25 protein-coding genes are annotated in these 25,987 nt (G+C 70.8%); 9 read left to right on the top strand and 16 right to left on the bottom strand.

From position 1 onward, the window contains the following. The first annotated feature begins 4 nt into the window (after window positions 1–4). A complete protein-coding gene (gene mutL, locus MFF06_RS07960) occupies window positions 5–1,930 on the top strand; it encodes a DNA mismatch repair endonuclease MutL (RefSeq protein ID WP_238202690.1) in 1,926 nt (641 codons plus the stop codon). 310 nt (window positions 1,931–2,240) lie between these two features. Here mutL and MFF06_RS07955 read toward each other — a convergent pair whose 3' ends face one another. Next, entirely contained in the window at window positions 2,241–2,618 is a 378-nt protein-coding gene (locus MFF06_RS07955; RefSeq protein WP_238202688.1) for a 4a-hydroxytetrahydrobiopterin dehydratase, read from the bottom strand. Between the two features lie 304 nt (window positions 2,619–2,922). Here MFF06_RS07955 and MFF06_RS07950 point away from each other — a divergent pair, with 304 nt between their 5' ends. From MFF06_RS07950 to MFF06_RS07940, 3 genes are read left to right on the top strand one after another with little or no spacing between them, the layout of a single operon-like run. Continuing rightward, window positions 2,923–3,909 (top strand): ABC transporter substrate-binding protein, encoded by a 987-nt coding sequence (locus tag MFF06_RS07950; protein WP_238202686.1) that lies wholly within the window; start codon window positions 2,923–2,925, stop codon window positions 3,907–3,909. A 21-nt stretch (window positions 3,910–3,930) separates the two neighbouring features. After that, complete coding sequence (locus MFF06_RS07945) at window positions 3,931–4,674, top strand: ABC transporter permease (protein WP_238202685.1); 744 nt, start codon at window positions 3,931–3,933, stop codon at window positions 4,672–4,674. After that, window positions 4,655–5,431, top strand: a complete 777-nt coding sequence (locus MFF06_RS07940; protein ID WP_238202683.1) for an ABC transporter ATP-binding protein — start codon at window positions 4,655–4,657, stop codon at window positions 5,429–5,431. The genes MFF06_RS07945 and MFF06_RS07940 overlap by 20 nt, the downstream gene beginning before the upstream one ends. A 16-nt stretch (window positions 5,432–5,447) precedes the next feature. On the opposite strand, the gene MFF06_RS07935 is transcribed toward MFF06_RS07940, so the two are convergent. Together MFF06_RS07935 and MFF06_RS07930 are read right to left on the bottom strand one after the other, a co-directional pair. After that, complete coding sequence (locus MFF06_RS07935) at window positions 5,448–7,340, bottom strand: aq_1923 C-terminal domain (protein WP_306421655.1); 1,893 nt, start codon at window positions 7,338–7,340, stop codon at window positions 5,448–5,450. A 194-nt stretch (window positions 7,341–7,534) separates the two neighbouring features. Next, entirely contained in the window at window positions 7,535–7,861 is a 327-nt protein-coding gene (locus tag MFF06_RS07930; RefSeq protein WP_238202678.1) for a HesB/IscA family protein, read from the bottom strand. A gap of 202 nt (window positions 7,862–8,063) precedes the next feature. On the opposite strand from MFF06_RS07930, the gene MFF06_RS07925 reads away from it, so the two are divergent. The 4 genes from MFF06_RS07925 (at window position 8,064) to MFF06_RS07910 (ending at window position 12,653) form a co-directional block, all read left to right on the top strand. After that, window positions 8,064–9,323 (top strand): deoxyguanosinetriphosphate triphosphohydrolase, encoded by a 1,260-nt coding sequence (locus tag MFF06_RS07925; RefSeq protein WP_238202676.1) that lies wholly within the window; start codon window positions 8,064–8,066, stop codon window positions 9,321–9,323. A gap of 198 nt (window positions 9,324–9,521) precedes the next feature. After that, a complete protein-coding gene (gene trpA / locus MFF06_RS07920) occupies window positions 9,522–10,364 on the top strand; it encodes a tryptophan synthase subunit alpha (RefSeq protein WP_238202673.1) in 843 nt (280 codons plus the stop codon). A 57-nt stretch (window positions 10,365–10,421) separates the two neighbouring features. Then, complete coding sequence (gene accD / locus MFF06_RS07915; RefSeq protein WP_238202671.1) at window positions 10,422–11,321, top strand: acetyl-CoA carboxylase, carboxyltransferase subunit beta; 900 nt, start codon at window positions 10,422–10,424, stop codon at window positions 11,319–11,321. 6 nt (window positions 11,322–11,327) lie between these two features. Continuing rightward, entirely contained in the window at window positions 11,328–12,653 is a 1,326-nt protein-coding gene (locus tag MFF06_RS07910; RefSeq protein WP_238202669.1) for a bifunctional folylpolyglutamate synthase/dihydrofolate synthase, read from the top strand. A gap of 38 nt (window positions 12,654–12,691) precedes the next feature. Here MFF06_RS07910 and dxr read toward each other — a convergent pair whose 3' ends face one another. The 6 genes from dxr to MFF06_RS07880 form a co-directional block, all read right to left on the bottom strand. Next, window positions 12,692–13,870, bottom strand: coding sequence for a 1-deoxy-D-xylulose-5-phosphate reductoisomerase (dxr, locus tag MFF06_RS07905; RefSeq protein ID WP_238202667.1), 1,179 nt, complete (start codon window positions 13,868–13,870; stop codon window positions 12,692–12,694). An 18-nt stretch (window positions 13,871–13,888) separates the two neighbouring features. Next, window positions 13,889–14,770, bottom strand: a complete 882-nt coding sequence (locus tag MFF06_RS07900; RefSeq protein ID WP_238202665.1) for a phosphatidate cytidylyltransferase — start codon at window positions 14,768–14,770, stop codon at window positions 13,889–13,891. A 7-nt stretch (window positions 14,771–14,777) separates the two neighbouring features. Continuing rightward, a complete protein-coding gene (gene frr, locus MFF06_RS07895) occupies window positions 14,778–15,341 on the bottom strand; it encodes a ribosome recycling factor (protein WP_238202663.1) in 564 nt (187 codons plus the stop codon). Between the two features lie 549 nt (window positions 15,342–15,890). Then, window positions 15,891–16,613 (bottom strand): UMP kinase, encoded by a 723-nt coding sequence (pyrH, locus tag MFF06_RS07890; RefSeq protein WP_238202661.1) that lies wholly within the window; start codon window positions 16,611–16,613, stop codon window positions 15,891–15,893. A 707-nt stretch (window positions 16,614–17,320) separates the two neighbouring features. After that, on the bottom strand, window positions 17,321–18,247 hold the full coding sequence (gene tsf, locus MFF06_RS07885) for a translation elongation factor Ts (protein ID WP_238202659.1): 927 nt from the start codon (window positions 18,245–18,247) through the stop codon (window positions 17,321–17,323). Window positions 18,248–18,374: 127 nt separating this feature from the next. Continuing rightward, the gene (locus tag MFF06_RS07880) at window positions 18,375–19,445 is read right to left on the bottom strand and encodes a 30S ribosomal protein S2 (protein ID WP_238202657.1); all 1,071 of its coding nucleotides are present in this window, start codon (window positions 19,443–19,445) and stop codon (window positions 18,375–18,377) included. Between the two features lie 241 nt (window positions 19,446–19,686). On the opposite strand from MFF06_RS07880, the gene MFF06_RS07875 reads away from it, so the two are divergent. Further along, complete coding sequence (locus MFF06_RS07875) at window positions 19,687–19,944, top strand: CCDC90 family protein (RefSeq protein ID WP_238202655.1); 258 nt, start codon at window positions 19,687–19,689, stop codon at window positions 19,942–19,944. Here MFF06_RS07875 and MFF06_RS07870 read toward each other — a convergent pair. From MFF06_RS07870 to MFF06_RS07840, 7 genes are all read right to left on the bottom strand, one after another. Then, the gene (locus tag MFF06_RS07870) at window positions 19,928–20,686 is read right to left on the bottom strand and encodes a pseudouridine synthase (RefSeq protein WP_238202653.1); all 759 of its coding nucleotides are present in this window, start codon (window positions 20,684–20,686) and stop codon (window positions 19,928–19,930) included. The genes MFF06_RS07875 and MFF06_RS07870 overlap by 17 nt on opposite strands. Beyond that, entirely contained in the window at window positions 20,683–21,588 is a 906-nt protein-coding gene (locus MFF06_RS07865) for a class I SAM-dependent methyltransferase (protein ID WP_238202651.1), read from the bottom strand. Before MFF06_RS07865 ends, MFF06_RS07870 begins: the two co-directional genes overlap by 4 nt. Window positions 21,589–21,903: 315 nt before the next feature. Then, window positions 21,904–22,893, bottom strand: coding sequence for a GTPase Era (gene era / locus MFF06_RS07860; protein WP_238202650.1), 990 nt, complete (start codon window positions 22,891–22,893; stop codon window positions 21,904–21,906). Further along, window positions 22,890–23,657 (bottom strand): ribonuclease III, encoded by a 768-nt coding sequence (gene rnc / locus MFF06_RS07855; protein WP_238202649.1) that lies wholly within the window; start codon window positions 23,655–23,657, stop codon window positions 22,890–22,892. Before rnc ends, era begins: the two co-directional genes overlap by 4 nt. Then, a complete protein-coding gene (gene lepB / locus MFF06_RS07850; protein WP_238202648.1) occupies window positions 23,654–24,439 on the bottom strand; it encodes a signal peptidase I in 786 nt (261 codons plus the stop codon). The genes rnc and lepB overlap by 4 nt, the downstream gene beginning before the upstream one ends. Before the next feature lie 165 nt (window positions 24,440–24,604). Continuing rightward, complete coding sequence (acpS, locus tag MFF06_RS07845; protein WP_238202647.1) at window positions 24,605–25,003, bottom strand: holo-ACP synthase; 399 nt, start codon at window positions 25,001–25,003, stop codon at window positions 24,605–24,607. Between the two features lie 7 nt (window positions 25,004–25,010). Beyond that, window positions 25,011–25,757 (bottom strand): pyridoxine 5'-phosphate synthase, encoded by a 747-nt coding sequence (locus MFF06_RS07840; protein ID WP_238202645.1) that lies wholly within the window; start codon window positions 25,755–25,757, stop codon window positions 25,011–25,013. Between the last annotated feature and the right edge of the window lie 230 nt (window positions 25,758–25,987).

Below are 25,987 nucleotides of genomic sequence, written 5' to 3'. Positions count from 1 at the left end.
GGGCATGTCCACCGCCCCGCATTCGATCCGCCGCCTCGACCCGGTCCTCGTCGACCGCATCGCGGCGGGCGAGGTGGTCGAGCGTCCCGCATCGGCGACGAAGGAACTCGTCGAGAACGCCATCGACGCGGGCGCGCGGTCCGTCGAGATCACGATCGAGGGCGGCGGCAAGCGCCTGATCCGCGTCGTCGATGACGGGCGCGGCATGGGGCCCGACGACCTCGCCCTCGCGGTCGAGCGGCATGCCACCTCGAAATTGCCCGACGGCGACCTGTCGCGCATCGCCACCCTCGGCTTCCGGGGCGAGGCCCTCCCCTCCATCGGCGCGGTCTCGCGCCTGTCGATCACCTCGCGGCCCGACGGCGCGGCGGCCGGCGCGAGCCTCGTGGTCGATGCCGGGCGCAAGGGCGAGGTCATGCCCGCCGCCGGTGCACGGGGCACGCGGATCGAGGTGACGGACCTCTTCGCGGCGACGCCTGCCCGCCTGAAGTTCCTGAAATCGGACCGCGCCGAGACGGCGGCGGTGGGGGAGATCGTCCGCCGCCTCGCCGCCGCGCATCCGCAGATCCGCTTCTCCCTGCGTACGGAAGCCGGCCAGTCCCTCATCCTCCCCGCCGAGGAGGGCGAGGATCCGCTGCTGCGCCGCCTCGCCGGCGTGCTGGGGCCGGATTTCCCGGCCAATGCCCTGCCGGTCCACCTCGAACGCGAGGGCTTCGCCGTCAGCGGCCATGCCGGGTTGCCGACCTACCACCGGGGCACGGGGGCCTACGTCCACATGGTGGTCAACGGGCGCCCCGTGCGCGACCGGCTGCTGCTGGGCGCGGTGAAGGGCGCCTATGCCGACACGCTGTCCTCCGACCGTCATCCGGTGCTCGGCCTCGTCATCGCCTGCGCGCCCGACCAAGTGGACGTAAACGTCCATCCGGCCAAGACCGAGGTTCGCTTCCGCGAACCCGGCCTCGTGCGCGCCCTGGTGGTGAGCGCGATCCACGATGCCCTGCGCCGCGGCGGCGCCCGCTCCGCGACGACCGGCGGCTCGGCCACCCTCGACGCCCTGCGGCCCACCGCCTACGCGTCCTCCACCCCGGGCCTCAGGCGCCACACGGGCTTTGCCGCCCCCGGCCTGTTCCAGGCGCCGCCGCCGGTAGCGAGGGACTATCCCTCCCTCGCCGCCCCGGCGGGATACGCCCCGCCACGCCCCTCAGGCCCGTCCTTCGCCTTCGGCGAGGCGCCGCAGGCGGCCTACGATCCGGCCCCTGCCCTGCCGCCCCAGGCCGCCCCCGGCGCAGCCATGGACGATGGGCGGGAGGAGGAGCGTGAGCAGCATCCGCTGGGCGCGGCACGGGCGCAGATCCACGGGACCTATATCCTCGCCCAGACCCGAGACGGCCTCGTCATCGTGGACCAGCACGCGGCCCACGAACGCCTCGTCTACGAGAGGCTGAAAGCGCAGCGCGCGGCGGGCGGAATCGCCCGCCAGGGCCTGCTCATCCCCGATGTGGTGGAGATGGAGCCGGACGCCGCCGAGCGCCTCTGCGCCTGCGCCGCCGACCTCGAACGGCTGGGCCTCGCCCTCGAACCCTTCGGGCCGGGGGCGGTGCTGATCCGCGAGATCCCCGCCTTGCTCATCGGCGCCAGCATCCGCGACCTCGTCACGGACATCCTCGACGCCCTCGACGCGAGCGGCCTGGAGGACGGCGCCGCCCCGGCCACGGAGACCGGCCCCCTCGGCCGACGCCTCGACGCTGTGCTGTCCCGCATGAGCTGCCACGGCTCTGTCCGCGCCGGCCGCCGCCTGCGGCCCGAGGAGATGAACGCCCTCCTGCGCGAGATGGAGGAGACGCCCAATTCCGGCCAGTGCAACCACGGGCGTCCGACCTCGGTGGAGCTGAAGCTCGCCGACATCGAGCGACTGTTCGGGCGGCGGTGAAGCCGCAACCCGTCATCGTGGGCCAGAACCGAAGCAAGTCCGGGACGCGCGACGCCCCCAAGGATCTGGCTGCTCAGGTTCCGGCGACCCATGGAGCCCTCCCCGTCCTTGCGAGCGGAGCGAAGCGATCCAGGGATGCGCCACGTTCGGAAACGGCCCGGTGCCCCGGATCGCTTCGCTCGCAAGGACGGAGGGGGCGACGACCTTTTCGGTCGGGCACTGAGACCGCGCCCCCGCCGGGGATCGTCTCGCTGCCTTCGCAGGGACCGGGAAGGAATGCCGGTGAGGACCGGCAAACCTTCCCTCATCCTCACTTGTCGTACTTGATGTAGGCGAAGCGCGGATCGGTGGGGGTGCCCTCAAGGCCCTGCCCCTCCTGGCCCGGCTGCCAGGACACGACCTCCTCGATCTTCTTCGCCAGGGCGAAATCCTTGTCGGTGATGCCCTTGGCGGCGTGATTCATCAACCGCACCTCGACCCAGGCATAGGAGGCCGTGATGTCGGGGTGGTGCCACGCGGCCTCGGCGAGATGGCCGACGGTGTTGATCACCATCAGCGTGCCCTTCCAGCCCGCCGTCTTGTAGGTGCGGCGGATCCACCCGTCCTCCAGCCGCCATGCCGGCAACTCGGCCTTGAGCCGCGCCTCGATCGCCGCCTCGTCCATCGCCGTTTCCCGCCGCTCGGTCATGGAAGTCCCTCCTCGTTGAACGATGTTCGCCGTTGTGGGGCGGCCCCGGCGCGGGACAAGGCGGCAGTGCCTCCAGAGCGAGGCATCGGGCGATTTTCCGGTTTGGCCGGCCATGCGCACCGTGATTGGTGCGGAGGCACACGATGGGCCGTGGACGGGTCCCGTGCCGCGCCCTATGACCTTTTGGCAATGGCGCTCGTGCACGGCGGCGCTCAAGGCTCGGCGTTCCACCCCGCGCGACGGCGGGGCGAAGCGGACAGGGCGGAACGATCAAGCGGCCGGACCACCGGCGGAGGGAAGGCTCATGCTGTCACGGCGCGCGATGCTCGCCGCCGGCCTGCTCGGCGGCCTCGCGACCCGCTCTGCCCGAGCGGCCGACCTCCCGACGATCAAGCTCGGCTCCCTGCCCTTCGGCACCTCCACCTGGGAGGCGGCGGTCATCAAGGCGCGCGGCCTCGACACGGCCAACGGCTTCACCCTGCAGGCGACGAAGCTCGCCGGCAACGACGCGGCCCGGATCAGCTTCGTCGGCGGCCAGGTCGACACCATCATCGGCGACCTGCTCTGGGCCTCCCGCCTCGGCAACGAGGGCCAGGCCCTGCGCTTCATTCCCTACTCGACCTCCGAGGGCGCGGTGATGGTGCCCGCCGACAGCCCGATCAAGACCCTGAAGGACTTGGCGGGCAAGAAGCTCGGCGTCTCCGGCGGCCCCCTCGACAAGAACTGGCTGCTCCTCAAGGCCCAGGCCAAGGACGCCGCCGGCATCGATCTGGAGCGCGAGGCCGAGATCGCCTACGGCGCGCCGCCCCTCATCACCCTCAAGCTGGAACAGGGCGCCCTCGACGCCGCCCTCACCTACTGGACCTACTGCGCCCGCCTTGAGCCCAAGGGCTTCCGTCGCCTGGTCCGCGCCGAGGACATCATGCGGGCGCTGGGCACGAGCGGCGACGTCTCCCTCATCGGCTACCTGTTCCACGCCGCCACGGTGGCGGAAAAGCCCGCTGCGGTCGGCGGGTTCTACCGCGCCTCGCGCGCCGCCAAGGACATGCTGGCGAGCGACCCCACCACGTGGACCATCGTCCGCCCGCTGATGGACGCCCCCGACGACGCGACCTTCGAGGCGCTGAAGCGGGAGTTCCTGGCGGGAACTCCGCAGCGGTCCCTGGCGGTGGAGCGCGCCGACGCGGGCAAGCTCTACGCCGTGCTGGCGAAGCTCGGGGGCGAGCGGCTCGTCGGCACGGGGAGCGGCCTGCCGCCCGACCTCTATTACGACGGCTCCCGCGATGGGTGAGACCCCCGCACCGGCGGCGGCGTGCTGGCCCGCGTGCTGACCCGCCTCGTTTCCATCGCGATCCTCGTCGCCGCGTGGCAGGCCGCCGCGTGGGAGGCGCAATCTCGCCTCCTGCCCGCCCCCATGGCCGTGCTGGGCTTCATCGTGGCCGAGGCGAAGCGGGGCGACCTGCAGTACAACGTCGGCATTACGCTCCTGCGGGTCGCCATCGCCTTCGTCATCGCGATGGGCCTCGGCGTCGTCCTCGGCGTGGCGCTCGGCCGGTCCCGCAAGGTCGATCTCGCCCTCGACACGCCCCTGCTCGTCCTCCTCAACACGCCCGCCCTGGTCATCACCGTGCTGGCCTATGTCTGGGTCGGGCTCACCGACGCGGCGGCGATCCTCGCCGTGGTGCTGAACAAGCTGCCGAACGTCGCCGTGATCGTCCGCGAGGGCGCCCGCAACCTCGATCCCGGCCTGGAGGAGATGGCCCGCGCCTATCGCCTCGACCGCTGGACCTGGGTGCGGGACATCCTCGTGCCGCAGCTTCAGCCCTACGTCGTGGCCGCCGCGCGCTCGGGGCTGTCGCTCGCCTGGAAGATCGTGCTGGTGGTGGAGTTGCTCGGGCGGCCGGACGGCGTCGGCTTCGCCATCAATTTCTACTTCATCCAGAGCACCGACGTGGCAGCCATCATCGGCTACAGCCTCGTCTTCATGACGGTGATGATCGGCATCGACGTGCTCCTGTTCCAACGGTTGGAGGCCCATGTCCGCCGTTGGCGCTGAGCCCCCCGCCGCTGGCGCTGAGCCACCCGCCGCCGGCCGGGCGACGGTCCTGCGGGTCGCCATCGCCGGCAAGACCTACCGGCCGAAGGGCGCGGAGCCCGTCGAGGCGGTGCGCGGCCTGTCCTTCACGGTCGCGGAGGGCGAGATCGCCTGCCTGATCGGCCCCTCGGGCGCCGGCAAGAGCACGACCCTGCGCATCCTGCTCGGCCTCGATCAGGACTTCACCGGCGAGGTCTCCGGGGCCGGGGAGGCCGGCATCGTGTTCCAGGAACCGCGCCTGCTGCCCTGGCGGAGCGTGGAGCACAACGTGCGCCTCGGCCTCCCCCGGCGCGACCGGGGGCGCGACCTCGACGCCCTGTTCGAACGCCTCGGGCTAACGCCGTGGCGGCGGCGCTTCCCCAACGCCCTGTCCCTGGGGATGCAGCGCCGGGTATCCCTCGCCCGGGCGCTGGCCGCCGGACCGCGCGTCCTCGTGCTGGACGAGCCCTTCGTTTCCCTCGACGACACGGCGGCGGCGGAGCTGCGCGGCCTCGTCGTCGATACGGTGGATCTGTCCCGGATGAGCGTCCTGATGGTGACGCACAACGTCGCCGAGGCCATCGCGGTGGCGGACCGGCTGCTCCTCGTCTCGCGGCGCCCGGCGAGCCTCGTCGCCGACATCGCCCTCGACCGGCCCCGCCGCGCCCGCGACCGCGCCTGGGCCGACGCCACCCGCGCCGACCTCGCCGCGCGCTACCCCGAGGTCATCGCCGAATAGGAACGCCGCGCGGATCTCAGTTGGCCCGCGCCTCCACGTCGAGCCGGTCCAGCACGGCGCCGGGCGAGCGGGCGGTGCCGATGTCGATGAAGCCGAGGCCGGTCGGCTCCTTGGCCTTGGCCCGCAGGGTCAGCTTGCCGGGGTTCACCACGAACTGGCCCATCGCCGCGCCGATCTCCTTCGCCGCCGGGCCGTTGCCGAGGATGACGGGCACGCCGAGGACGCTCGCCGTGACGTATTCCTTGCGCAGCTCGTCGGGTTTGAGGCTCAGGTCCTTGGCCTGCGCCGCCAGGAACCGCTCGAACAGGCCGCTGTTCTCGACGGTGACATCGAGGGCCCGCGCCGAGCCGGAGAACATGAGCATGGTCTGGGCCGGGACGCTGCCGGAGAACAGCTCCGGCCCGATCCCGCCGAACTGGCCCGTGACCTTCACCCGGCCGATGTCCCGGCCGGACACGCTGACCTCGTTCAGGGTCACGGTGCGGGCGCTCTCGTCCCAGGCCGCGTCGGCGGCGACGTCGAGGTCGAGGTCGCCGTAGCCGTAGGCGGGCAAGGCGCCGATCAGCGGCTGCCCGGCGACGAGGCTCGCCGGCAGCGACAGGCCGGTCAGCGACAGGCGCGTCGAGCCCGGCGCGCCCGCGCCCGCCGGAACGGGCCCGAGGGAGGCTTCGCGCAGGGTGATCCGGTTGGTCGGCGGCGGCACCACCGCGAGGGGATCGCCCGCCTTCACGTCCGGGCGCGTCTCCACGACGCGCGATTTCACGAGGGGCCGCGCGGCGGCGTCCGCCTGCTTCTGGCTGGGCGTTTCGAGGGCGCCGCGCTTGGCGGGCGGCGGGTCGTCGGGCAGGTCGGTGACGAGATCCGTCAGGGTCAGCGTGCCGAGCCCGGCGGCGAGGTCGCGCATCTCCGACACCGAGGGGGTGCCGTCGGGATCGGCCGCGATCCGGCGCAGGGCGGCGATGAAGGGCGCCATGGCGGTGCCCGCAAGGCGGACCTTGCCGAGATGGGTCCGGGTGGCGCCGCCCGAAACGGTGAGGTCGTCGAGGGTGAGACCGGCCTCCGGCCCGCCCGAGGCGAAACCGATTCGCCCGATCTCGGTGAGGACCGGCGTGCCGCGCGACGAATCGCTGACGCTGAGGCTGCGCAGATCGAAGCCCCCGATGGCCGTGGCCGCCAGAAGGTCGGCGCCGGCCGACAGCGCGCCGCGCTTGACGGCCGGATCGGCCGCGGGGTCGGCACCCGGTGCCGCGATGTTGTCCAGTGCGCCATTCCAGCCGCCGGGCACCTGCCGGGCACCGATGTCCCGCCCATCGAACCGGGCGATCTTCACCGTCGTGCCGCGCTCGTAGGTGAAGGCGATGTCGGAAACCTGGAGCGACCCGTAGATCGGCAGGACCGGCCCCTTGCCGTCGCCCGCCTCGGCCGCGAGGCGGGCGAGCGCGGTGAGATCCACGTCGGTGATGCGGAGCGCGCCGTAGGTGCCGCCGCCCTTGGAGGCGGGATCGGGACTCCCGATGGTGAGGGTGGCTCCGGCGGCGACCAGTTCGCCGATCTTCCCCGCCCGGACGTTGCGCGCCATCACCTCCCGATAGGTGGTGGTCTGGCGGGTCTCCTTCGGGCCTGCGTAATCCGCGACGAGGACCGGGGCGGTGAGGCTCGACGCATCCAGCCGCGCGAGGCGGGCCGCCCAGGGCTCCGGCGATCCGGCGCGGAAGATCGCCGCCAGATCGTCCCGCGAGAGGCGCGTGCCGCTCGCCACGAGTTTCGGGATCCGCACGGTGGTCCCGCCGAGGGGGAAGGTCACGTCCGTGAGCGTGACGTCCTGAACGGCGGCGGCGCCCTCTTGCGCTATGACCGGAACGGTGACGACCGGCCCCGTCGCCAGGGCGAGGCCCAAGGTGGAGGCCACGGCGAGGGTTCTGGCTGCGAGAACCGTCCGAGGACGACGAGCCGCCGGGAAGATCATCAACTATTCCGGGTTGAAAGGCGAGAATACCGCTTTGGGTTGCCGTGTCCGGCGCTCCCAGACAATCCCGGGATGGTGGCGCGAGCGTGGCGGACGAGGGATGTCGCCCCCGTGCAACGCTCGCGTCGCCTCGCGTCCTACAGGGAGAAGGACGTGCCGCAGCCGCAGGAGGCGGTGGCGAGCGGGTTCTCGATCTTGAAGGACTGACCGATCAGGTCGTTCACGAAGTCGATGGTCGAGCCCGCCATGTATTGGACCGAGACCGGATCGACCACCACCGTCGCCCCGTCCCGCTCGATGGCGATGTCCTGCGCCTCGCGGTCGCGGGCGATGTCGAACGAGTAGGAGAAGCCCGAACAGCCGCCGCCGTTCACGCTGATGCGCAGGAGGGAGCCGGGGGGCTCGTCCCCCATGATCTCGTTGATGCGCTTGGCGGCGCGGGGGGTCAGGGTGATATCGGACATGGCTTCGGTTTCGGTCTCGGCCACAGGAACAACCGCGGCGGGCGAACGGAGCGATTGCGCCGGGCCCTCGCCGCTCCAAGATATGGGCGCCGCGGTCGCGCTGCAATGCGCCCGTCCGGAGCGGCGACGGATCATCGTCGCACCGCGCAGTCTCGCGGCAACCGGTATCCCGGTCGTCGGACTGCGCTGGAGAGGAGCGAGCGTGAGCGAAGGCAGACGGAGCAACGGCGAGCGCTGGCGGGCGCCTTACGCGACGGATCCCGCCGCCACCCGGGGTCGCCTCATCCCCGAGCCGGGCTCGCCCACCCGGAGCGACTTCCAGCGCGACCGCGACCGGATCATCCATTCCACCGCCTTCCGGCGCCTCAAGCACAAGACCCAGGTCTTCGTGCACCACGAGGGCGACCACTACCGCACGCGCCTGACCCACTCCCTCGAAGTCTCGCAGATCGCCCGGGCGCTGGCGCGAGCGCTGGGGCTGGACGAGGACCTCGCGGAGGCGCTGGCCCTGTCCCACGACCTCGGCCACACCTGCTTCGGCCATACCGGCGAGGATGCCCTGGACGCCTGCATGGCGCCCCATGGCGGGTTCGACCACAACGCCCAGACCCTGCGCATCGTCACCCGTCTGGAGCGCCGCTACGCCACCTTCGACGGGCTGAACCTGACCTGGGAGACGCTGGAAGGCTTGGTGAAGCACAACGGGCCCCTCCTCACGCCGGCGGGCGCGCCGACGCCGCGCTATGCCGCCCGGGGCATCCCCGCCGCGATCCTGGAATACGACGCGGTCCATCCCCTCGACCTCGCCGCCCATGCGGGACCGGAGGCGCAGGCGGCGGCGCTGGCCGACGACATCGCCTACGCCGCCCACGATCTCGACGACGGGCTGCGGGCGGGTCTGTTCGACCTTGCCGACCTGCGGGAGGTGCCCTTCCTCGCCGGACTCCTCGACGAGATCGAGCGCCTTCATCCGGGGCTCGAATCCGCGCGCGTCGTCCACGAGTTGGCCCGCCGGGTCATCACCCGCTTCGTGGAGGACGTGATCCGCGAGAGCGAGCGGCGGATCGCGCTGCTCGCCCCGGCCAGCGTCGCCGACATCCACGCCGCCGGGGCACCGGTGGTCGCCTTCTCGCCGGCCATCGAGGCCGCCGACGCCGAGGTGATGCGCTTCCTTTGGAAACGGATGTATCGCGACGCGAGCGTCGTCGCCGTGCGGGAGAAGGCGGCGGCCATCGTCACCGATCTCTTCGGTGCCTTCACCGCCGACCCGAAGCGGATGCCGGAGGAGTGGAGCGTCGGCCTGGAAGAAGCCTCCGCCTCCAGGATCGCCCGCCGGGTCGCGGACTACATCGCCGGCATGACCGACACCTACGCGGTGCTCGCCCACCGCAAGCTCTACGCCGTCACGCCGGATCTCATGCCCTCGCCGCCGAGCCGGGGGCTGCCGCTGACGGAGCCTTAGCGCCCTCATTGCAGGCGCCTCCGCCGTCCTCGCGAGCGAAAGCGCAGCGATCCAGTGGCGGGGGGCCGCTCTCCGACTCCGGCGCATCCGGGCATCGCTGCGCTTTCGCTCGCAATGACGGAGAGAAACCCGGGAAGCTTCCCGTAAGCCCAGGGATGGTGTAGCGCGATCCGCTTGCCCCCAGACCGAACCCCATCCATGACCAGTCCCGCCCCGAGCCGCATCGCCAACGCCTTCGCCAAGGCGCGTTCCGAGAACCGGGCCGCCCTCGTCACCTACGTGATGGCCGGCGATCCCGATCCGGAGACCTCGCTGGAGATGCTGCGCGCCCTGCCCAAGGCGGGCGCCGACATCCTCGAATTCGGGATGCCCTTTACGGACCCGATGGCCGACGGGCCGGCGATCCAGGCGGCGGGCCTGCGGGCGCTGAAGGGCGGACAGGGCGTGGCGCGCACCCTCGATCTCGTGCGCCGCTTCCGCGCGGAGAACGACACCACGCCGATCGTGCTGATGGGCTACTTCAACCCGGTCCACACCTACGGCGTCGACCGCTTCCTTACCGACGCGGTGGAAGCGGGCGTCGACGGGTTGATCGTGGTCGATCTGCCGCCGGAGGAGGATTCGGAGCTCTGCCTGCCCGCCCTGGAGCGGGGCCTCGCCTTCATCCGCCTCGCCACGCCGACCACCGACGACAAGCGCCTGCCGGCCGTCCTCGCGAACACGGCGGGCTTCGTCTACTATGTCTCGATCACCGGCATCACCGGCACGGCGACCCCGGATTTCGGCCGCGTGGCCGAGGCGGTGGACCGCATCCGCCGCCATACCGACCTGCCGATCGTCGTCGGCTTCGGCGTGAAGACCGGCGCCCACGCGGCGGCCATCGCCAAGGGCGCCGACGGCGTCGTGGTCGGCTCCGCTCTGGTGGACACGCTGTTCCGCACCCTCGACGGCGAGGGGCGGGCGACGGATCGATCCGTCCCGGCCGTGACGGCCCTGGTGCGGGAACTGGCCGAGGGCATCCGCTCGGCAAACCGGACCTGAACCCCCACTTCATCCACGGCGCCCCGGCGCCGACCCGAACGACGCAGGCGCATCAGCATGGTCGAACCGATGAACTGGATCTCGGAGGTCGTGCGCCCCCGGATCAAGACCCTGTTCAAGCGCGAGACCCCGGAGAACCTCTGGGTCAAGTGCCCCGACACCGGCCAGATGGTCTTCCATAAGGAAGTCGAGGCCAATTCCTGGGTGATTCCCGGCTCCGAGCACCATCTCAAGATGAGCGCCCCGGCGCGCCTCAAGATGATGTTCGACGGCGGCACCTGGATCGACGTGGCGCTGCCCGAGGTGGCGACCGACCCGCTGAAGTTCCGCGACGAGAAGCGCTACGTCGATCGCCTCAAGGACGCCCGCGCCAAGACCGGCCTGCAGGACGCGTTCAAGATCGGCTTCGGCCGGGTCGGCGGCATCCCGATGACCGTGGCCGCGCAGGAATTCGGCTTCATGGCCGGCTCCCTCGGCATGGCGGCGGGCGAGGCCTTCGTGCGCGGGGCGCAGACCGCCCTCGACAAGAAGACCCCCTACATCCTGTTCGCGGCCTCCGGCGGCGCCCGGATGCAGGAGGGCATCCTGTCCCTGATGCAGATGCCGCGCACCACGGTGGCCGTGCGCCGCCTGCGCGAGGCGCGCCTGCCTTACATCGTGGTGCTGACGAACCCGACGACGGGCGGCGTTACCGCCTCCTACGCCATGCTCGGCGACGTCCACCTCGCCGAGCCGGGGGCGCTGATCTGCTTCGCCGGTCCCCGGGTGATCGAGCAGACGATCCGCGAGAAGCTGCCCGACGGCTTCCAGCGGGCCGAGTACCTGCGGGAGCACGGGATGGTCGATCAGGTGGTCCATCGCCACCAGCTCAAGGAGACGATCACCCGCATCTGCGGCCTGCTCATGCAGGTACCTGTCACGGCTCCCGCCGCAGAGCCGGTCCCCGAAGTGGCCTGAGGCGCGATGGACTCCTCCGACGCCCTGCTGGCGCGCTTCCTCGCGCTGCATCCGCGCACGATCGATCTTTCGCTAGGGCGGATCGAGCGGCTGCTCGCGCGTCTGAACCACCCGGAGCGGCGGCTGCCCCCGGTGATCCACGTCGCCGGGACCAACGGCAAGGGCTCGACCATCGCCTTCATGCGGTCGATCCTGGAGGCGGGCGGACTCGCGGCCCATGTCTACACCTCGCCCCACCTCGTGCGCTTCCACGAGCGGATCCGTCTCGGCGCTATCGGCGGCGGGCGCTACGTGGACGAGGAGGTGCTGGCCAACGCCTTCAAGCGCTGCGAGGCGGCGAATGACGGCGAGCCCATCACCGTGTTCGAGATCACCACAGCGGCGGCCCTGCTGCTGTTCTCCGAGCACCCGGCGGACGTGCTCCTCCTGGAGGTGGGCCTCGGTGGGCGGGTGGATGCCACCAACGTCATCGCCGAACCGGCCTGCGCCGTGGTGACACCCATCGGGCGCGACCATGCCGAATACCTCGGCGACACGGTCGAGTCGGTGGCGACCGAGAAAGCCGGCATCTTCAAGCGCGGCTGCCCGGCGGTGATCGCCGTGCAGGATTACGCGGAGGCGGATTCGGTCCTCGTGCGCAAGGCGGAGGAGGTCGGCGCCGGGCCGATCTTCGTTGGCGGCCAGGACTTCTCCGTGCACGAGGAGCGCGGACGCCTCGTCTACCAGGACGAGAACGAGCTGTTCGATCTTCCGAAGCCCCGCCTCGCCGGCCGTCACCAGTTCACCAACGCCAGCACGGCCATCGCCGCGCTGCGGGCCGCCGGCTTCGGTGACATCGGCACGGACGCGCTGGAGAAGGGCCTGACCGGGGTCGAGTGGCCCGGCCGGTTGCAACGCCTCGGCCGGGGGCGCCTCGCCGCCCTCGTCCCGAACGGCGTCGAGCTCTGGCTCGACGGCGGACACAACACCGACGGCGGCCGGATCCTCGCCACCGCCATGGGCGACCTCGGTGAGCGCAGCGACGCACCCCTGGTGCTGATCGTCGGCCTCCTCGGGACCAAGGACGCCGACGGCTTCCTCAGCCATTTCGTCGGCCTCGCCCGGGCGCTGATCGCCGTGCCGATCCCCGGCCAGGTTGCGGCACGCCCGCCGGAGGAAGTCGCCGAGATCGCGGAGCGCGCCGGACTGTCCGCCCGCGTGGCACACAGCGTGGAAGCCGCCCTCACCTCGGTCGGCGACATCGCCTTCGAGCGCGCACCGCGGATCCTGATCTGCGGTTCGCTCTACCTCGCGGGGCAGGTCCTCGCGGCGAACGGGACGCCGCCGGCCTGAACCACCGGCGTCATCGCGAGCGCGGCGACGGTGGAGTCTTACTCCGCCGCCCGCATGGCCGGCAGCGCCTCGGCGCTCCAGGCGCGCACATGGGCATCGATGGCCAGCGCCTCCTCCACATCCGCCGGGGCCTTCGCGTAGACCGGGGCGAAGTGGGTGCAGGCGCGCTCCACGAGGTCGGCGATCCCGTAGAAGCCGATCCGCCCGGCAATGAAGGCGGCCACGGCCACCTCGTTGGCGGCGTTCATCACCGTCGGCGCCGCACGGCCCTCGGCCAGGGCCGCACGGGCGATCCGCAGGCAGGGGAAGCGCTCCTCGTCCGCCGCCTCGAAGGTCAGCGAGCCCAGCGCCACAAGATCGAGGGGCCGTCCCCGCTCGATGGTGAGGCGGTCACCGAGGCCGAGGCAGTGCGAGATCGGCACGCGCATGTCGGGCAGGGCCAGTTCCGCCGTCACCGCCCCATCGATCCAGTAGACCATGCCGTGGATCACCGATTGCGGGTGCACCACCACGTCGAGGCGCTCGGCCTCGATGCCGAACAGGTGGTGCGCCTCCACAAGCTCCAGCCCCTTGTTCATGAGGGAGGCGGAATCGATGTTGATCTTCATGCCCATCGACCACGTCGGGTGGGCGGCGGCCTCGGTGGGCGAGGCGGCGGCGATGCGCTCCCGGGTCCAGGTGCGGAAGGGGCCGCCCGAGGCAGTGATCATCAGCTTGCGCACGTCGTCCAGCGGGCGTCCGTGGAGGGCCTGGGCCAGGGCGTCGTGCTCGGAATCCATCGGCCAGATGGTGGCGCCGTAGCGCTTGGCATCGCGCATGAAGGCATCGCCCGCGCAGACGAGGCTCTCCTTGTTGGCGAGCGCCACGGTGCGCCCGAGCCGGAGGGCGGCATGGGTCGGCTTGAGCCCGGCGGCGCCGCTGACGGCGGCGACCACGATGTCGGCGTCGCGGGTGACGGCCTCCAGCACGGCCGCCTCGCCGGCGCCATTCGGGATGCCCGATCCCGACAGCGCCTCGGCCAGGGCCGGGCCGCCCGCGGGATCGGCGAGGGCGGCGAAGGAGGCGTTCAGGTCACGGGCGACCTTCGCCAGCGTCACGGGATCGCGCCCGCCCACCATCGCCCCGGCGCGGAACCGGTCCTTGTGCTGGGCGAGCAGGTCGGCGGTGGAGCGGCCGATGGAGCCGGTCGCCCCGAGAACGGTGACGGTCTGGGTCACGGGATGCACCTTCTAGCTTCAGCCCACCACGCCCTGCCCGCGCAGGATGAGATAGAGCCCGGCGAGCACAGCCACCGCGAAAAATCCGTCGAGCCGGTCCATCACCCCGCCGTGGCCAGGGATGATGCGGCTCGAATCCTTCACGCCATAGCAGCGCTTCAGCCACGATTCGTAGAAGTCGCCTGCTTGGCTGAGGAGCGACGCCAGGGCGCTCGCCCCCGCCACCACGGGCAGCGAGGCGCCGCGCGGCAACGTCATGCCCATCAGGTCGGCCCCGACCGAGACGAGGGTGCCCGCCGCCACGGCGCCGACGAGGCCGCCGAGCGCCCCGGACCACGTCTTGTTCGGCGAGACACGCGGCATGACCTTCGGCCCGCCGATGCGGCGTCCGACGAAGTAGGCCGTGATGTCCGTGGACCAGACCACGGCGAACATCCAGACCGGGCCGAGGAGCGCGAAGGTGGGATCGTCCCGCAGGACGGCCGGGACCGAGGCGATCACGGCCGCGCAGAGGATGCCGACGAGGACCCGCCAGCGTCCGGCGGCGCTCCGCGCCACCGTCGCGCAGGCGGCGGCGCCCAATAGCAGCACCGCGAGGCAGGCGAGCGCGGGGGCGCCCTGCTGAAGCGCGAGGATGAGGGCCGCGAGGGTGGAGGCGCCGAGCGCGATCAGCACCTCGCGGGGCTCGACCCGGCACATCACCACCCACTCGCCGAAGCCGACGATGCCGGCCACCAGCCAGATGGCGGCGAAGGCCCAGCCGCCCTGGACCAGCCCGGCGATGACGACGCCTCCGAGAACGAGCCCGGACGCGACGCGCAGCCACAATTCCCGCCGGGAGCGGCGGGGTGGCGGGGCTGTGGTCGCGGCCGGTGCCGCTGCGGCGGAGGCGTCGGTCACGCAGACCTCAAACCTGCATGATCTCCTTTTCCTTCGTGGCGAGCACACCGTCGATCTCGGCGATGTGCGAGTCGGTCGCCTTCTGCACGTCGCCGGCCTGGCGCTTCTCGTCGTCCTCGGAGATCAGGCTGTCCTTCAGGAGCTTCTTCAGATGGTCGAGCCCGTCGCGGCGGACGTGGCGGACGGCCACGCGGGCCTCCTCCGCGTACTTGTGCGCGACCTTCACCATCTCCTTGCGGCGCTGCTCGTTCATCTCGGGAATCCGCAGGCGGATGGTCTGGCCCTCGGTCTGCGGGTTGAGGCCGAGATCGGACTCGCGGATCGCTTTCTCCACGGCCGAGACCATGCTGCGGTCCCACACCGAGATCGAGAGAAGGCGCGGCTCCGGCACGCTCACCGTCGCTACCTGCGACATCGGCATCATCGATCCGTAGGCGTCGATCTGGATCGGATCGACCAGGGCGGGCGTCGCGCGGCCGGTGCGCAGGGACCCGAGGTCCTTGGACAGGGAGGCGACGGCACCCTGCATACGGCGCTTGATGTCGTTCAGATCGAAATCCGGAGTGGCCATGGCGTCAGGTCCCTACGGGCGTTGTGAATTCGGGATCGCGCAGCGCGGGGCGCGCGGGTCGCGGCCTCAATGGACGAATTTTTTCTCGCCCGCAAACGCCGGATGGCGGAGGGACGCGACCGGGCGAACTTTCGACACCGGTCCCATCCTGGCCGACCTCCCGAGAGCCTGGCCAAGGGCCTGCTCTCTCCCATCCATCGCCCCTCATCCCGAGGTGCGGCGAAGCCGCCTCGACGGAGGCCTCCGGAGAGCGCAGCGACTTCTGATGGGCTCCTTCGAAGCCTGCGCTGCGCTCCGGGACCTCAGTGTCTGGCCGAAAAGGTCCCGGCGGCCCGTCACGCTCTCCGCGTCTTTGCGAGCGAAGCGAAGACGGTGGGGCGACGACCTTTTCGGTCAAACACTCAGGATGAGGTCGGTGGCGGGACCGGCATTCCCCTAGCCGACTCGTGCGGTGACGCGCTCACTTCATTCACGTGTGTCTGCACTCGCTCATTGTTCTTGCATCAATTTTTCCAGTCCCGGCTGACGCTTCCCGACTGGATCGATGCACTAGGGAACGACGTGGGTGGAGGGCGCCTGCCCGGCCAGGATTGCCGCGATCGAGCTCGGCGCGTGCACGGAGCCCACCACGATGGACAGGCGGCTCTCCCGGGCCAGGGCGAAGGCGGCGGTGTCCATGACCTTGAGGTCGCGGGCGATGGCCTCGTCGTGGGTGATGCGGTCGTAGCGGGTGGCAGTCGGATCCTTCTTGGGATCGGCCGAGTACACGCCATCGACCTGGGTGGCCTTCAGCACCGCGTCGCAGCGCAGTTCCGCCGCGCGCAGCACCGCCGCCGTGTCTGTAGTGAAGTACGGGTTGCCGGTTCCGCCCGCGAGGACGACGACCTGCCCCTTGTCGAGGTGGTGCAGGGCGGGCTGGCGCGCATAGGTCTCGCAGATCGTCGGCATCGACACCGCCGACATGGTCCGGGCCTGGACGCCCGCCGCGTTGAGGGCGGTCTCGATGGCGAGGGAGTTCATCACCGTGGCCATCATGCCGAGGGAATCGCCGGTGGCCCGGTCGATCCAGCCGGCGGCGGAGATGCGCGCGCCGCGGATCATGTTGCCGCCGCCCACGACGATGGCGATCTCCATGCCCTGCTCGATGGTGCGGGCGACATCCTCCGCCATGGCGGCCAGCGTCGGCGGATGGAGCCAGTAACCGTCGGGGGCGGCTAGGGCCTCTCCGGAGAGCTTCACCAGCACACGGCGAAACGGCGTCGATCCGGGCATCTCGTGTCCTCGTGCCAGCCCGAAGCGCCGGGCGGCAGCTTCTACGTCAGAGGCCGGCTCGGCGTCGAGGCCCGAAACGCCGTGCACAGGCTTGCCCAGCGTCGATGCCGGGCCGAAGCGGCCTCGCGGTGAGGCGAGGCGAAACGAAAATCCACCGGACCGCGGGACGGCCCGGTGGAGGAGACCGGCCACCTGTGAGAGGTGGCGTCGATCAGTGGCTGGCGATGACGTCCACGACACCCATCGCGGTCATCACGAGGCCTGAAGCGAACAGGCCGATCATGAGGTAGCTGAGGCTTTTTGTGACCATGCCCAAAGTTAGCCGCGCAGCCCAACGATGGTCTGTGCGGCGCGGCACGGGCCGGCGTGGATTATCGGATCGCGCGGCGCGTCCGCGACGCCGGTTACAGCGAACGATGCTGTCGCGTGCGCCTTAAATCCCCGCATCGATTATCGAATTACGAGGAATGACTTCCGGACGGCCCAGGGACGTGCTGTCTCTATTTTCGGCAAAGGGTCGGCATGGGTATCAGTCGGTGACGGCAAAGGAGGCAAGAGAACACGCGGCCGGGAGCGTCCGGCCGCGCTCTCGCCGACGGTGCGGCGAGCCACGTGCCGCATCGCACGCCTTGGCCGGGACGCCGGAACGAAAAAGCCCGCCGGGGAAACCGGCGGGCTCGGTCGTCAAGGAGCGGTCCTCGACCGGATCAGGCGCGGCCGGCCTGCTGGGCCACCTCGGTCGCGAAGTCCGGGCCCTCTTCCTTCTCGATGCCCTCGCCCAGCGCGTAGCGGACGAAGCCCGTCAGGTTCACCGGGCCACCGACCTTGCCGGCGGCTTCCTTGAGGACCTGCGACACGGTCTTGGAACCGTCATGCACGAAGGGCTGCTCCAGGAGGGTGACCTCCTTGTAGTAGGACTTCAGGCCGCTCTCGATGATCTTCTGCATGACGTGATCCGGCTTGCCGGCGTTCTTCTCACGCAGGATGTTCGACTCGCGCTCGACGGTGGCGGCATCCACCCCGGAGGCATCGAGGGCGACCGGGTTCGTCGCGGCAACGTGCATGGCGATCTGGCGGCCGAGCGTCGAGAGGGCGGCGACATCGCCCTCGGACTCGAGGGCCACGAGCACGCCGATCTTGCCGAGGCCCTCGGAGATCTGGTTGTGCACGTAGCTCGCGATCACGCCCTTGCTCACTTCGAGCTTCGCGACGCGGCGCAGGTTCATGTTCTCGCCGATGGTGGCGATGAGGTTCTGCAGGTGGGCCGAGACGGTCTCGGACGAGCCCGGGAAGGTCGCGTTCTGCAGGCCCTCGAGGGTGCCGTCGGTGTTGAGGGCGATCTTGGCGGCCTCGCGGGCGAAGGCCTGGAAGCCGTCGTTGCGGGCGACGAAGTCGGTCTCGGAATTCACCTCGACCACGGCGGCGTGATGGCCGGCGGACTCAACGGCCACGAGGCCCTCGGCGGCAACGCGGCCGGCCTTCTTGGCGGCCTTGGCGAGGCCCTTCTTGCGCAGCCAATCGACGGCGGCCTCGATGTCACCCTGCGTCTCGTTGAGGGCGCCCTTGCAGTCCATCATGCCGGCGCCGGTCTTCTCGCGAAGCTCCTTCACCATTGCGGCGGTGATGTTGGCCATGGCCGGTTCCTTTCGTGCGGTACGGGTCGGTGGGATGAGAGAGGCCCGGCGCTCGGGGCGAGCGGCCGGGCCCGGTATGCAATTGAGTGCGACCGGCCGATGACGGTCGGTCGCGGGCTCGGTCGGATCAGGCCGCGGCGGCGGCCTCGACGAAGCCGCGGGCCTGCGAGACCCACGAATCGCGGTCGATGCGGCCGTTGAGCTTCAGGTCGGCATCGACCTTGGCGACCTCTTCCGGGGTCATCGCGGCGATCTGCCAGTAGTGGTAGATGCCGGCATCGTTGAGCTTCTGGACGATCTGCGGACCGGCGCCGTTCAGCTTGGTCAGGTCGTCCGGAGCGCCGCGCGGGGCGGCGAGCAGCTCGAAATGCTCGGTCGATTCGGCGAGCATCGCCACGTCGGCCGGGTCCAGCGAATCCGTCGCGACGGAGGCCGGGCCGGTGTCTTCGTTGGCGGGCAGCTCCTCGGCCATCGGCTCCTCGGAGGCGCCGAGATCCATGCCGGACGAGCCCTGCGCACGGGAGATGCCGTCGATGGCGGCCCGGGCGACGAGGTCGCAGTAGAGGGCGATGGCGCGGCCCGCGTCGTCGTTGGCCGGCACGACGTAGGTGATGCCGTCCGGGTTGCAGTTGGTGTCGACCACGGCGGCGACCGGGATGCCGAGGCGGTTCGCCTCCTTGATCGCCAGCTGCTCCTTGTTGGTGTCGATCACGAACAGCAGGTCCGGCACGCCGCCCATGTCCTTGATGCCGCCGAGCGCCTTCTCCAGCTTGTCCTTCTCACGGGACAGCATCAGGCGCTCCTTCTTGGTGAGGCCCGGACCGCCGGTCTCCAGCGTCTCGCTGACCTTCCGCAGGCGCGAGATCGAGCCAGAGATCGTCTTCCAGTTGGTCAGCGTGCCGCCGAGCCAGCGGGAGTTAACGAAGTACTGGGCCGAACGGCGGGCCGCCTCGGCGATGGTGTCGGCGGCCTGGCGCTTGGTGCCGACAAACAGCACGCGGCCGCCGCGGGCTACGGTGTCGCTCACGGCCTGGAGCGCCTGGTGCATCGCCGGCACGGTCTGCGCGAGGTCGATGATGTGGATGTTGTTGCGGGTGCCGAAGATGTACGGCTGCATCTTCGGGTTCCAGCGGTGCGACTGGTGTCCGAAGTGGGCGCCGGCTTCGAGAAGCTGACGCATGGAAAAGTCGACGGCCATGTGAAATTCTTTCTCCGGTTAAATCCGCCGCGGAGAGATGCGGCCGGCGTGATGCCGGCCACCGGATGGGCGCCATTGAGTCATGGGCCCGGCTCCGCGTGTGGGATGGCTCGGGCGGTTAGCAGACCAGGGGGGATGTGGCAAGTCCGAGCGCTTCGAGCCGCCGGATCCCACAGGCACTCCGGGATGCGGGCGCCGGGACGCTTGCAAGCCGCGCAAACGGCGGCACATATGAAGAACCATGACGACCGTCGCCTTCGACACCCTGCGCTTCGTTCGCACGCTTCGCGAGAAGGCCAAGCTCCCGGCCGAGCAGGCCGAAGGACTTGCGGATGCCATGGCCGAAGCGTTGCAGGGCGATCTCGTCACGAAGTCCGACCTTCGCGCAGAACTGGCGGAAACGCGATCGGAGATCATTCGCTGGGTCGCCGGTCTGATCGGGTTTCAGACCCTCGCGATCCTGGGAGCGGTGCTCGCCTTCGTTAAGGTTCTACACTGACCGGCGGCGCTGCCGCGAACACCGCGGCGATCCCCGCCGCATCGAGCACCCGGAACTCCCCGGCCGCCAGATCCTCGGGCATGTCGAGCGCGCCGACGCGGTCGCGATGCAGCGCCTCGACATGGTTGCCCAGCGCGGCGAACATCCGGCGGACCTGATGGTAGCGGCCCTCGGTGAGGGTGACGGCGCAATGGATGGCGTCCCGCGCCTCCATGGCCACCGGCAGGAGCGGCCTGTCCTCGCCCTCCAGCATGAGCGTCCCGGAGGCCAGCGCCGCCGCCTCGCTCCCGTCCAGCGGGCGGGCCAGCGTGACCTGATAGCGCTTGGCGACATTCGCCTTAGGCGAGATGATCCGGTGCAGCAGCGCTCCGTCGTCGGTGAGGAGGAGGAGGCCCGAAGTCTCCTTGTCGAGGCGTCCCACCGTCGAGAGCGGCGGCTCCCGGCGGCGCCAGCGCTCGGGCAGCAAACTGTAGACGAGGGGACCGGCCTCCTTGTGGGAGCAGGTCACACCGAGCGGCTTGTGCAGCATCAGGCACAGGCCCGGCAGGGGATCGAGGGGCTCGTCCTCCACGGTGAGGCGCGCGGGCAGGTCGGGATCGAGGGGAATGCGCCCGCCCGCATCGCCCAGCTCGGCGCCGTCGAGGCGGATCCCGCCCATGCGGGCGAGGCCCTGGATCTCCCGCCGGGACCCGTAGCCGAGGTTGGCGAGGAGCTTGTCGAGGCGGACCGACTTGGCACTCATTTGCGCGCCTCGAAAACCTTGTAGCCGCCCTCCTGCACCACCGTCGTCACGGTGCGGAACAGGTCCCGCAAGGGCGCCTCGTAGGGCAGGTGCGCGTTGGCCACGAGCCAGAGGGCGCCGCCGTTCCGCAGCGCCTCGGCGGCGCGCTGGATGAAGGTGATGCCGAGCGCCTGATCCTCGCCGCCGCCCTCGTGGAAGGGCGGGTTGCTCACGGCGAAATCGAGGCCCGGCGGCAGGGATTTCGCCGCGCGCAGGTCGGCCCAGAGAATCGTCGCCCGCGTGTCGGAGACGTTGCGCCGGGCCATCTCCACCGCCCGCCGGTCGGAATCGATCAGGGTGAGCGCGGTGACCGCCTCCGAGCCGAGCACCGCCCGGCCGAGCAGGCCGAGGCCGCAGCCGAGGTCGGCGCCCTTGCCCTTGAGGGCGGGGAGGCGCGCCATCAGCAGGGCCGTGCCGGGATCGAGCCGGTCCCAGGAGAAGATCCCCGGCTGCGTGCACAGGGCGAGGTTGTCGATATGGCGGGAGCCGCCGTCATGGATGGCCGCCTCCAGCCCCGCCGGCGCCGGGGGCCGGGCCGCGCGGCAGATCCGGTGGTGGCGACGCGGCTCGTCGGCGGGCTGGCAGCCGAACGCCACGAGTTCCTTGGCGAGGCGCGAGCCGCCCCGATCCTTCGGCGCCAGCGCGGTCAGGCGACCGCCGGGCGCGAGGGCGCGCAGGGCGTGGGCCAGTACGAAACGCCGCTCCAGCGTCCCCGCCGGGGCCAGGACGGTGACGCTCTCCAGCGTGCCGTCAGCCATGTCCTCCAGACGCGCGGAACCGGGGATCAGGGGAGAGACCTGGACCGCCGCCTCGGGGATGTCGGCGAGGTCGACGGGCGGCTGTCCGTAGACGGCATGGAACATGGGAAAGCGAAGGCCGAACGAGGAACGAAGGGAGACGTGAACCCCTCACGCAGCCAAGTGCGTCGACGCATCGCGAGGAATCGGGGGTGATCCCCTGATACACCGGCGGCGCCCCCGCTGCCCAGCCCGGCGGGCCGACACGATGCCCCGGGGCTCAGCCTTCAGGGTCCTGTCGATCCGCCGAACACTCGGCCGTCATTGCGAGCGCAGCGAAGCAATCCAGGGGCAGCGCACCAGCCTGAGGCGCCGGCATCCCTGGATTACTTCGCTACGCTCGCAAGGGCGATGCGCTGTCCGATCGGCCGAAGGCCCGCCTCATCCCCGCGGGAATTCGAGCCCCATTTCCCGGTAGCGGGCGGGATCGTCGGCCCAGTTCTCGCGGACCTTCACATGCAGGAACAGGTGGACGGTGGCCTCGGCCGCCTCCGCGATCTCGACGCGGGCCGCCTGACCGATGGAGCGGATCGTCTGGCCGTTGCGGCCGAGCACGATGGCCCGCTGGCTCTCCCGCTCGACGAAGATCGTCTGCTCGATCCGCACCGACCCGTCGGCCTTCACCTGCCACTGATCGGTCTCGACCGTGGAGCGGTAAGGCAGCTCCTCGTGCAGCCGGTCGTAGATTTTCTCGCGGGTGATCTCGGCGGCGAGCATCCGCAGCGGCGCGTCGGAGACCTGATCCTCGGGGTAAAGCCAGGGGCCCGGGGGCATCCGTGCGGCGAGCGCCTTGCGCAGGTCCTCGATGCCGTCGCCCTTCAGGGCCGAGATCATGAAGGTCTCGGCAAAGGGCGCCGCCTCGTTGAGCTTGGCCGCGAGCGCCAGGAGCCGCTCCCGGGGGATCAGGTCGATCTTGTTGAGGATCAGCAGTTTCTCGCGCCGGACCTCGCCGAGGCGGGCGAGGATCGCCTCGACCTCTTCGTCCACGCCCTTGCGGGCATCGACGAGCAGGCACACCGCGTCGGCATCCGCCGCGCCGCTCCAGGCCGAGTGGACCATCGCCCGGTCCAGGCGGCGCTTCGGCGCGAAGATGCCGGGCGTGTCCACCAAGACGATCTGGGCGCTGCCCTCGATCACGATGCCACGCACCAGGGCGCGGGTCGTCTGCACCTTGCGGGAGACGATGGAGACCTTCGTGCCGACGAGGCTGTTGAGGAGCGTCGACTTGCCGGCATTGGGAACGCCGATCAGGGCGGCGAAGCCCGCGCGGGAATCCGCCGGCGTTCCCGGCAGGCGGGTGGGAGACGTGGCCGCCGGGGCCGGGCCGCCCTCCGGGCCGTCGTCTCCGGGGATGTCGTCCTGATCGCTCATGTCGTCTCCGCGGCGCCGTCGCCCGCCGCACTGATGCCTTCGCGGGCGAGGAGATCGGCCGCCGCCGCCTGCTCCGCCACGCGCTTGGATGTGCCTTCGCCGAAGCCGGGTTCCAACCCCTCCACCTGCACCGCCATGCGGAAATGCGGGGCATGGTCGGGTCCGGTGCGCTCCACCACGTCGTAGGCGGGGATCGGCAGGCTCCGGCTCATCGCCCATTCCTGCAGGGTGGATTTCGCGTCGCGGCCCCGCGGGCTGGTGCCGGGCTCGGCGGGGCGGAAATGCGCCTCCACGATGGCCCGCGCGGCATCGAAGCCCGCATCGAGGTAGACCGCCCCGAGGATCGCTTCGCACACATCGGCGAGGATCGTCTGGTTGCGGCGCCCGCCGCCCATCACCTCGCCCTGGCCGAGGATGAGATGAGGCCCCACGCCCCAGTTCGCGGCGACGGCGGCGCAGGTCTCCCGGCGTACGAGGCCCGCGAGCTGCCGTGACAGGTCCCCCTCGTCGGCATCCGGCAGGGCGGCGTAGAGCCCTTCCGCCACGGCGAGGCCGAGAACACGGTCACCCAGGAATTCCAGGCGCTGGTAGCTGCCGTTGCGCCCCGCCGCCTTGCTCGTATGGGTCAGCGCCCGCGAGAGCAGGTCCTTGTCGGCGAAGGTGTGGCCGATCGTGGCCTCAAGCTCTCCCAGGGGCGGGCGAGGCTTGTGGGCGCGCCGGGATCGCGCCGAGACGCGCGGTGTCGGGGCCGCCTCGGTGCTCAATGGATCGTCGTGAACAGACGCGACCAGCGCGCATGGGCCGGCCAGTTCCAGATCTGCCAGGCCGGGGTCCCCTCATCGACGGAGAAGAAGATCATCTCCGCCCGCCCGACGAAGTTGGCGAAGGGCACGTAGCCGACATTCGCGAGGTCGCGCGAATCGGTGGAGTTGTCGCGGTTGTCGCCCATCATGAAGAAGTGGCCGGCGGGCACGGTGTAGAGCTCGGTCCGGTCCCAGAAGCCGTTGTCGCCGTCCCGCTCGATCACCCGGTGGGTGACGCCGCCGGGCAGGGTCTCCAGGTATTGCGGCACCTTGGCGACCTGGCCGTAGGAATCCACGGTCTCGTAATCGGCGATGCGCTCGCGCTTCACCGGCTGGCCATTGATGTTGAGAATGCCGTCGATCATCTGGATCTTGTCGCCCGGCAATCCGATCACGCGCTTGATGTAGTCGGTCGCGTTGTCCTTCGGCAGCTTGAACACGGCGATGTCGCCGCGCTTCGGCTCGGCGGCCCAGATACGCCCGTTCGCCTCGATCGGGATGTATTCCGAGAGCGGAAGCGAGAACTTTGAGTAGCCGTAGGAGTACTTCGAGACGAAGAGGTAATCGCCGATCAGCAAGGTCGGCACGAGGGAGCCCGAGGGGATGTTGAACGGCTGGAACAGCAGCGTGCGGACCACGAGCGCGATGAGGAGCGCCTGGATCGCGACCTTCAGGGTCTCGCGGATGCTCGCCCAGGTGCCGGTTTCCGCCGGCTTCGTGAGCGGCTTGCCCTCGTGATTCACGCGTGCGTCCCTATCGTCTCAGGCCGGGTTGCGGCCGGCCGCCGAGATGGCGGCCCGTCTGCGGCCTCGCGCGCCTTCCTCCGGGAGGAATGCGCCGCCATCGTGTCCGCCGGGTGCGGCGATCTAAACCATGCCGGAGCGCCGGGCAACGCACACGAGCCCCATCTAATCCCGCAAAGCCTCGATGATCACGAAGGCTTGCGCCAGCGGCGGGTCGTCGGTGAGCGAGACATGGACCCGCGCCGCGTGGCCCGGCGGCAGCAGGGCGGCGAGCCGTTCGGCCGCGCCGCCGGTCAGCCGGAGGGTCGGCTGGCCCGACGGCAGGTTCACCACCTCCATGTCCCGCCAGAACACGCCCTCGCTCAGCCCGGTCCCCAGCGCCTTGGCGCAGGCTTCCTTGGCGGCGAATCGGCGGGCGTAACCTTCCGCCCGCGCCTTGCGGCGGTCGCAGCGCGCCCGCTCGCCCTCGGTGAAGACCCGGTGGGTGAAGCGGTCGCCGTGCCGGGCCAGGGCCTTCTCGATGCGGCGGATGTCGCAGAGGTCGGAGCCGATGCCGAGAATCATCGGGCGGTCATCCGCGCGCCCGGTCCATGGCCGCGCGCATGGCGCGGATCGCCTGCGGCAGGCCGACGAAGATCGCGTCGGCGATGAGGGCGTGGCCGATGTTCAGCTCGCGCAGTTCGGGGAGCGCCGCCACCGGCCCGACGCTCGCAGTGGTGAGGCCGTGGCCGGCATGGATCTCGAGCCCGATCGCCGCGCCGTGCGCCGCCGCCCGGCGGATACGGGCAAGTTCATGGTCCACCGCGGCCTCGTCCCCGGCGAGCGCCGCCTCGCAATAGCTGCCGGTGTGCAGTTCCACGACGGGGGCGCCGAGCGCGCGCGCGGCTTCCATCACCGCCGGCTCGGGCTCCACGAACAGCGACACGCGGATCCCGGCCTCCGCCAGCGCGTGGATGCGGGGGGCGAGGTGGTCGCGGCCGCCGACGATGTCGAGCCCGCCCTCCGTCGTGCGCTCCTCACGCTTCTCCGGCACAAGGCAGGAGGCGTGCGGCTGCGTGGCGATGGCGAGCGCAACCATTTCGTCGGTGGCCGCCATCTCGAAGTTGAGGGAGACGGCGAGACTCGCCTTAAGGGCCGCGATGTCGGCGTCGCGGATGTGCCGCCGGTCCTCTCGCAGGTGCGCCGTGATCCCGTCCGCCCCCGCCTCGACGGCGAGGTGGGCGGCCCGCACCGGATCGGGATAGGGGCCGCCGCGGGCGTTGCGGACGGTGGCGACGTGATCGATGTTGACGCCGAGGCGGAGCGGTGGAACGGGCATGGATCACTTCGGTCGTGGATGACCCGCCTTACCTGTCGGCTCGGGGGCGCCACGGCAAGCCCGCCGGGCCGGATCGCCCCCGCGCCCTTGCATCGGACTAATAAACCGTCTATGCGCCCCGCTTCGCGTTCGCTCCGGCCGGGGGCTGAACGGACGGTGCCGCTCGCGGCATGAGGAGTTCGCTCCGTCGTCCCGTGTCTCCGCCTTCGATCAACCGCTCGGGCCTGACA

The sequence above is a fragment of the Methylobacterium aerolatum genome, assembly GCF_022179085.1.
GTDB classification, from domain to species: Bacteria; Pseudomonadota; Alphaproteobacteria; order Rhizobiales; family Beijerinckiaceae; genus Methylobacterium; species Methylobacterium aerolatum.
This window is presented reverse-complemented; position numbering and strand designations above follow the sequence as displayed.

Coding starts and splice junctions, on each gene's coding strand:
- frr (WP_238202663.1), bottom strand. CDS start 15,341: ATGGCCACTCCGGATTTCGATCTGAACGACATCAAGCGCCGTATGCAG.
- MFF06_RS07865 (WP_238202651.1), bottom strand. CDS start 21,588: ATGTTCCATGCCGTCTACGGACAGCCGCCCGTCGACCTCGCCGACATC.
- MFF06_RS07870 (WP_238202653.1), bottom strand. CDS start 20,686: ATGAGTGCCAAGTCGGTCCGCCTCGACAAGCTCCTCGCCAACCTCGGC.
- era (WP_238202650.1), bottom strand. CDS start 22,893: ATGAGCGATCAGGACGACATCCCCGGAGACGACGGCCCGGAGGGCGGC.
- MFF06_RS07910 (WP_238202669.1), top strand. CDS start 11,328: ATGGACTCCTCCGACGCCCTGCTGGCGCGCTTCCTCGCGCTGCATCCG.
- MFF06_RS07875 (WP_238202655.1), top strand. CDS start 19,687: ATGACGACCGTCGCCTTCGACACCCTGCGCTTCGTTCGCACGCTTCGC.
- MFF06_RS07840 (WP_238202645.1), bottom strand. CDS start 25,757: ATGCCCGTTCCACCGCTCCGCCTCGGCGTCAACATCGATCACGTCGCC.
- MFF06_RS07880 (WP_238202657.1), bottom strand. CDS start 19,445: ATGGCCGTCGACTTTTCCATGCGTCAGCTTCTCGAAGCCGGCGCCCAC.
- MFF06_RS07940 (WP_238202683.1), top strand. CDS start 4,655: ATGTCCGCCGTTGGCGCTGAGCCCCCCGCCGCTGGCGCTGAGCCACCC.
- acpS (WP_238202647.1), bottom strand. CDS start 25,003: ATGATTCTCGGCATCGGCTCCGACCTCTGCGACATCCGCCGCATCGAG.
- pyrH (WP_238202661.1), bottom strand. CDS start 16,613: ATGCCCGGATCGACGCCGTTTCGCCGTGTGCTGGTGAAGCTCTCCGGA.
- MFF06_RS07955 (WP_238202688.1), bottom strand. CDS start 2,618: ATGACCGAGCGGCGGGAAACGGCGATGGACGAGGCGGCGATCGAGGCG.
- MFF06_RS07930 (WP_238202678.1), bottom strand. CDS start 7,861: ATGTCCGATATCACCCTGACCCCCCGCGCCGCCAAGCGCATCAACGAG.
- MFF06_RS07950 (WP_238202686.1), top strand. CDS start 2,923: ATGCTGTCACGGCGCGCGATGCTCGCCGCCGGCCTGCTCGGCGGCCTC.
- trpA (WP_238202673.1), top strand. CDS start 9,522: ATGACCAGTCCCGCCCCGAGCCGCATCGCCAACGCCTTCGCCAAGGCG.
- mutL (WP_238202690.1), top strand. CDS start 5: ATGTCCACCGCCCCGCATTCGATCCGCCGCCTCGACCCGGTCCTCGTC.
- tsf (WP_238202659.1), bottom strand. CDS start 18,247: ATGGCCAACATCACCGCCGCAATGGTGAAGGAGCTTCGCGAGAAGACC.
- accD (WP_238202671.1), top strand. CDS start 10,422: ATGGTCGAACCGATGAACTGGATCTCGGAGGTCGTGCGCCCCCGGATC.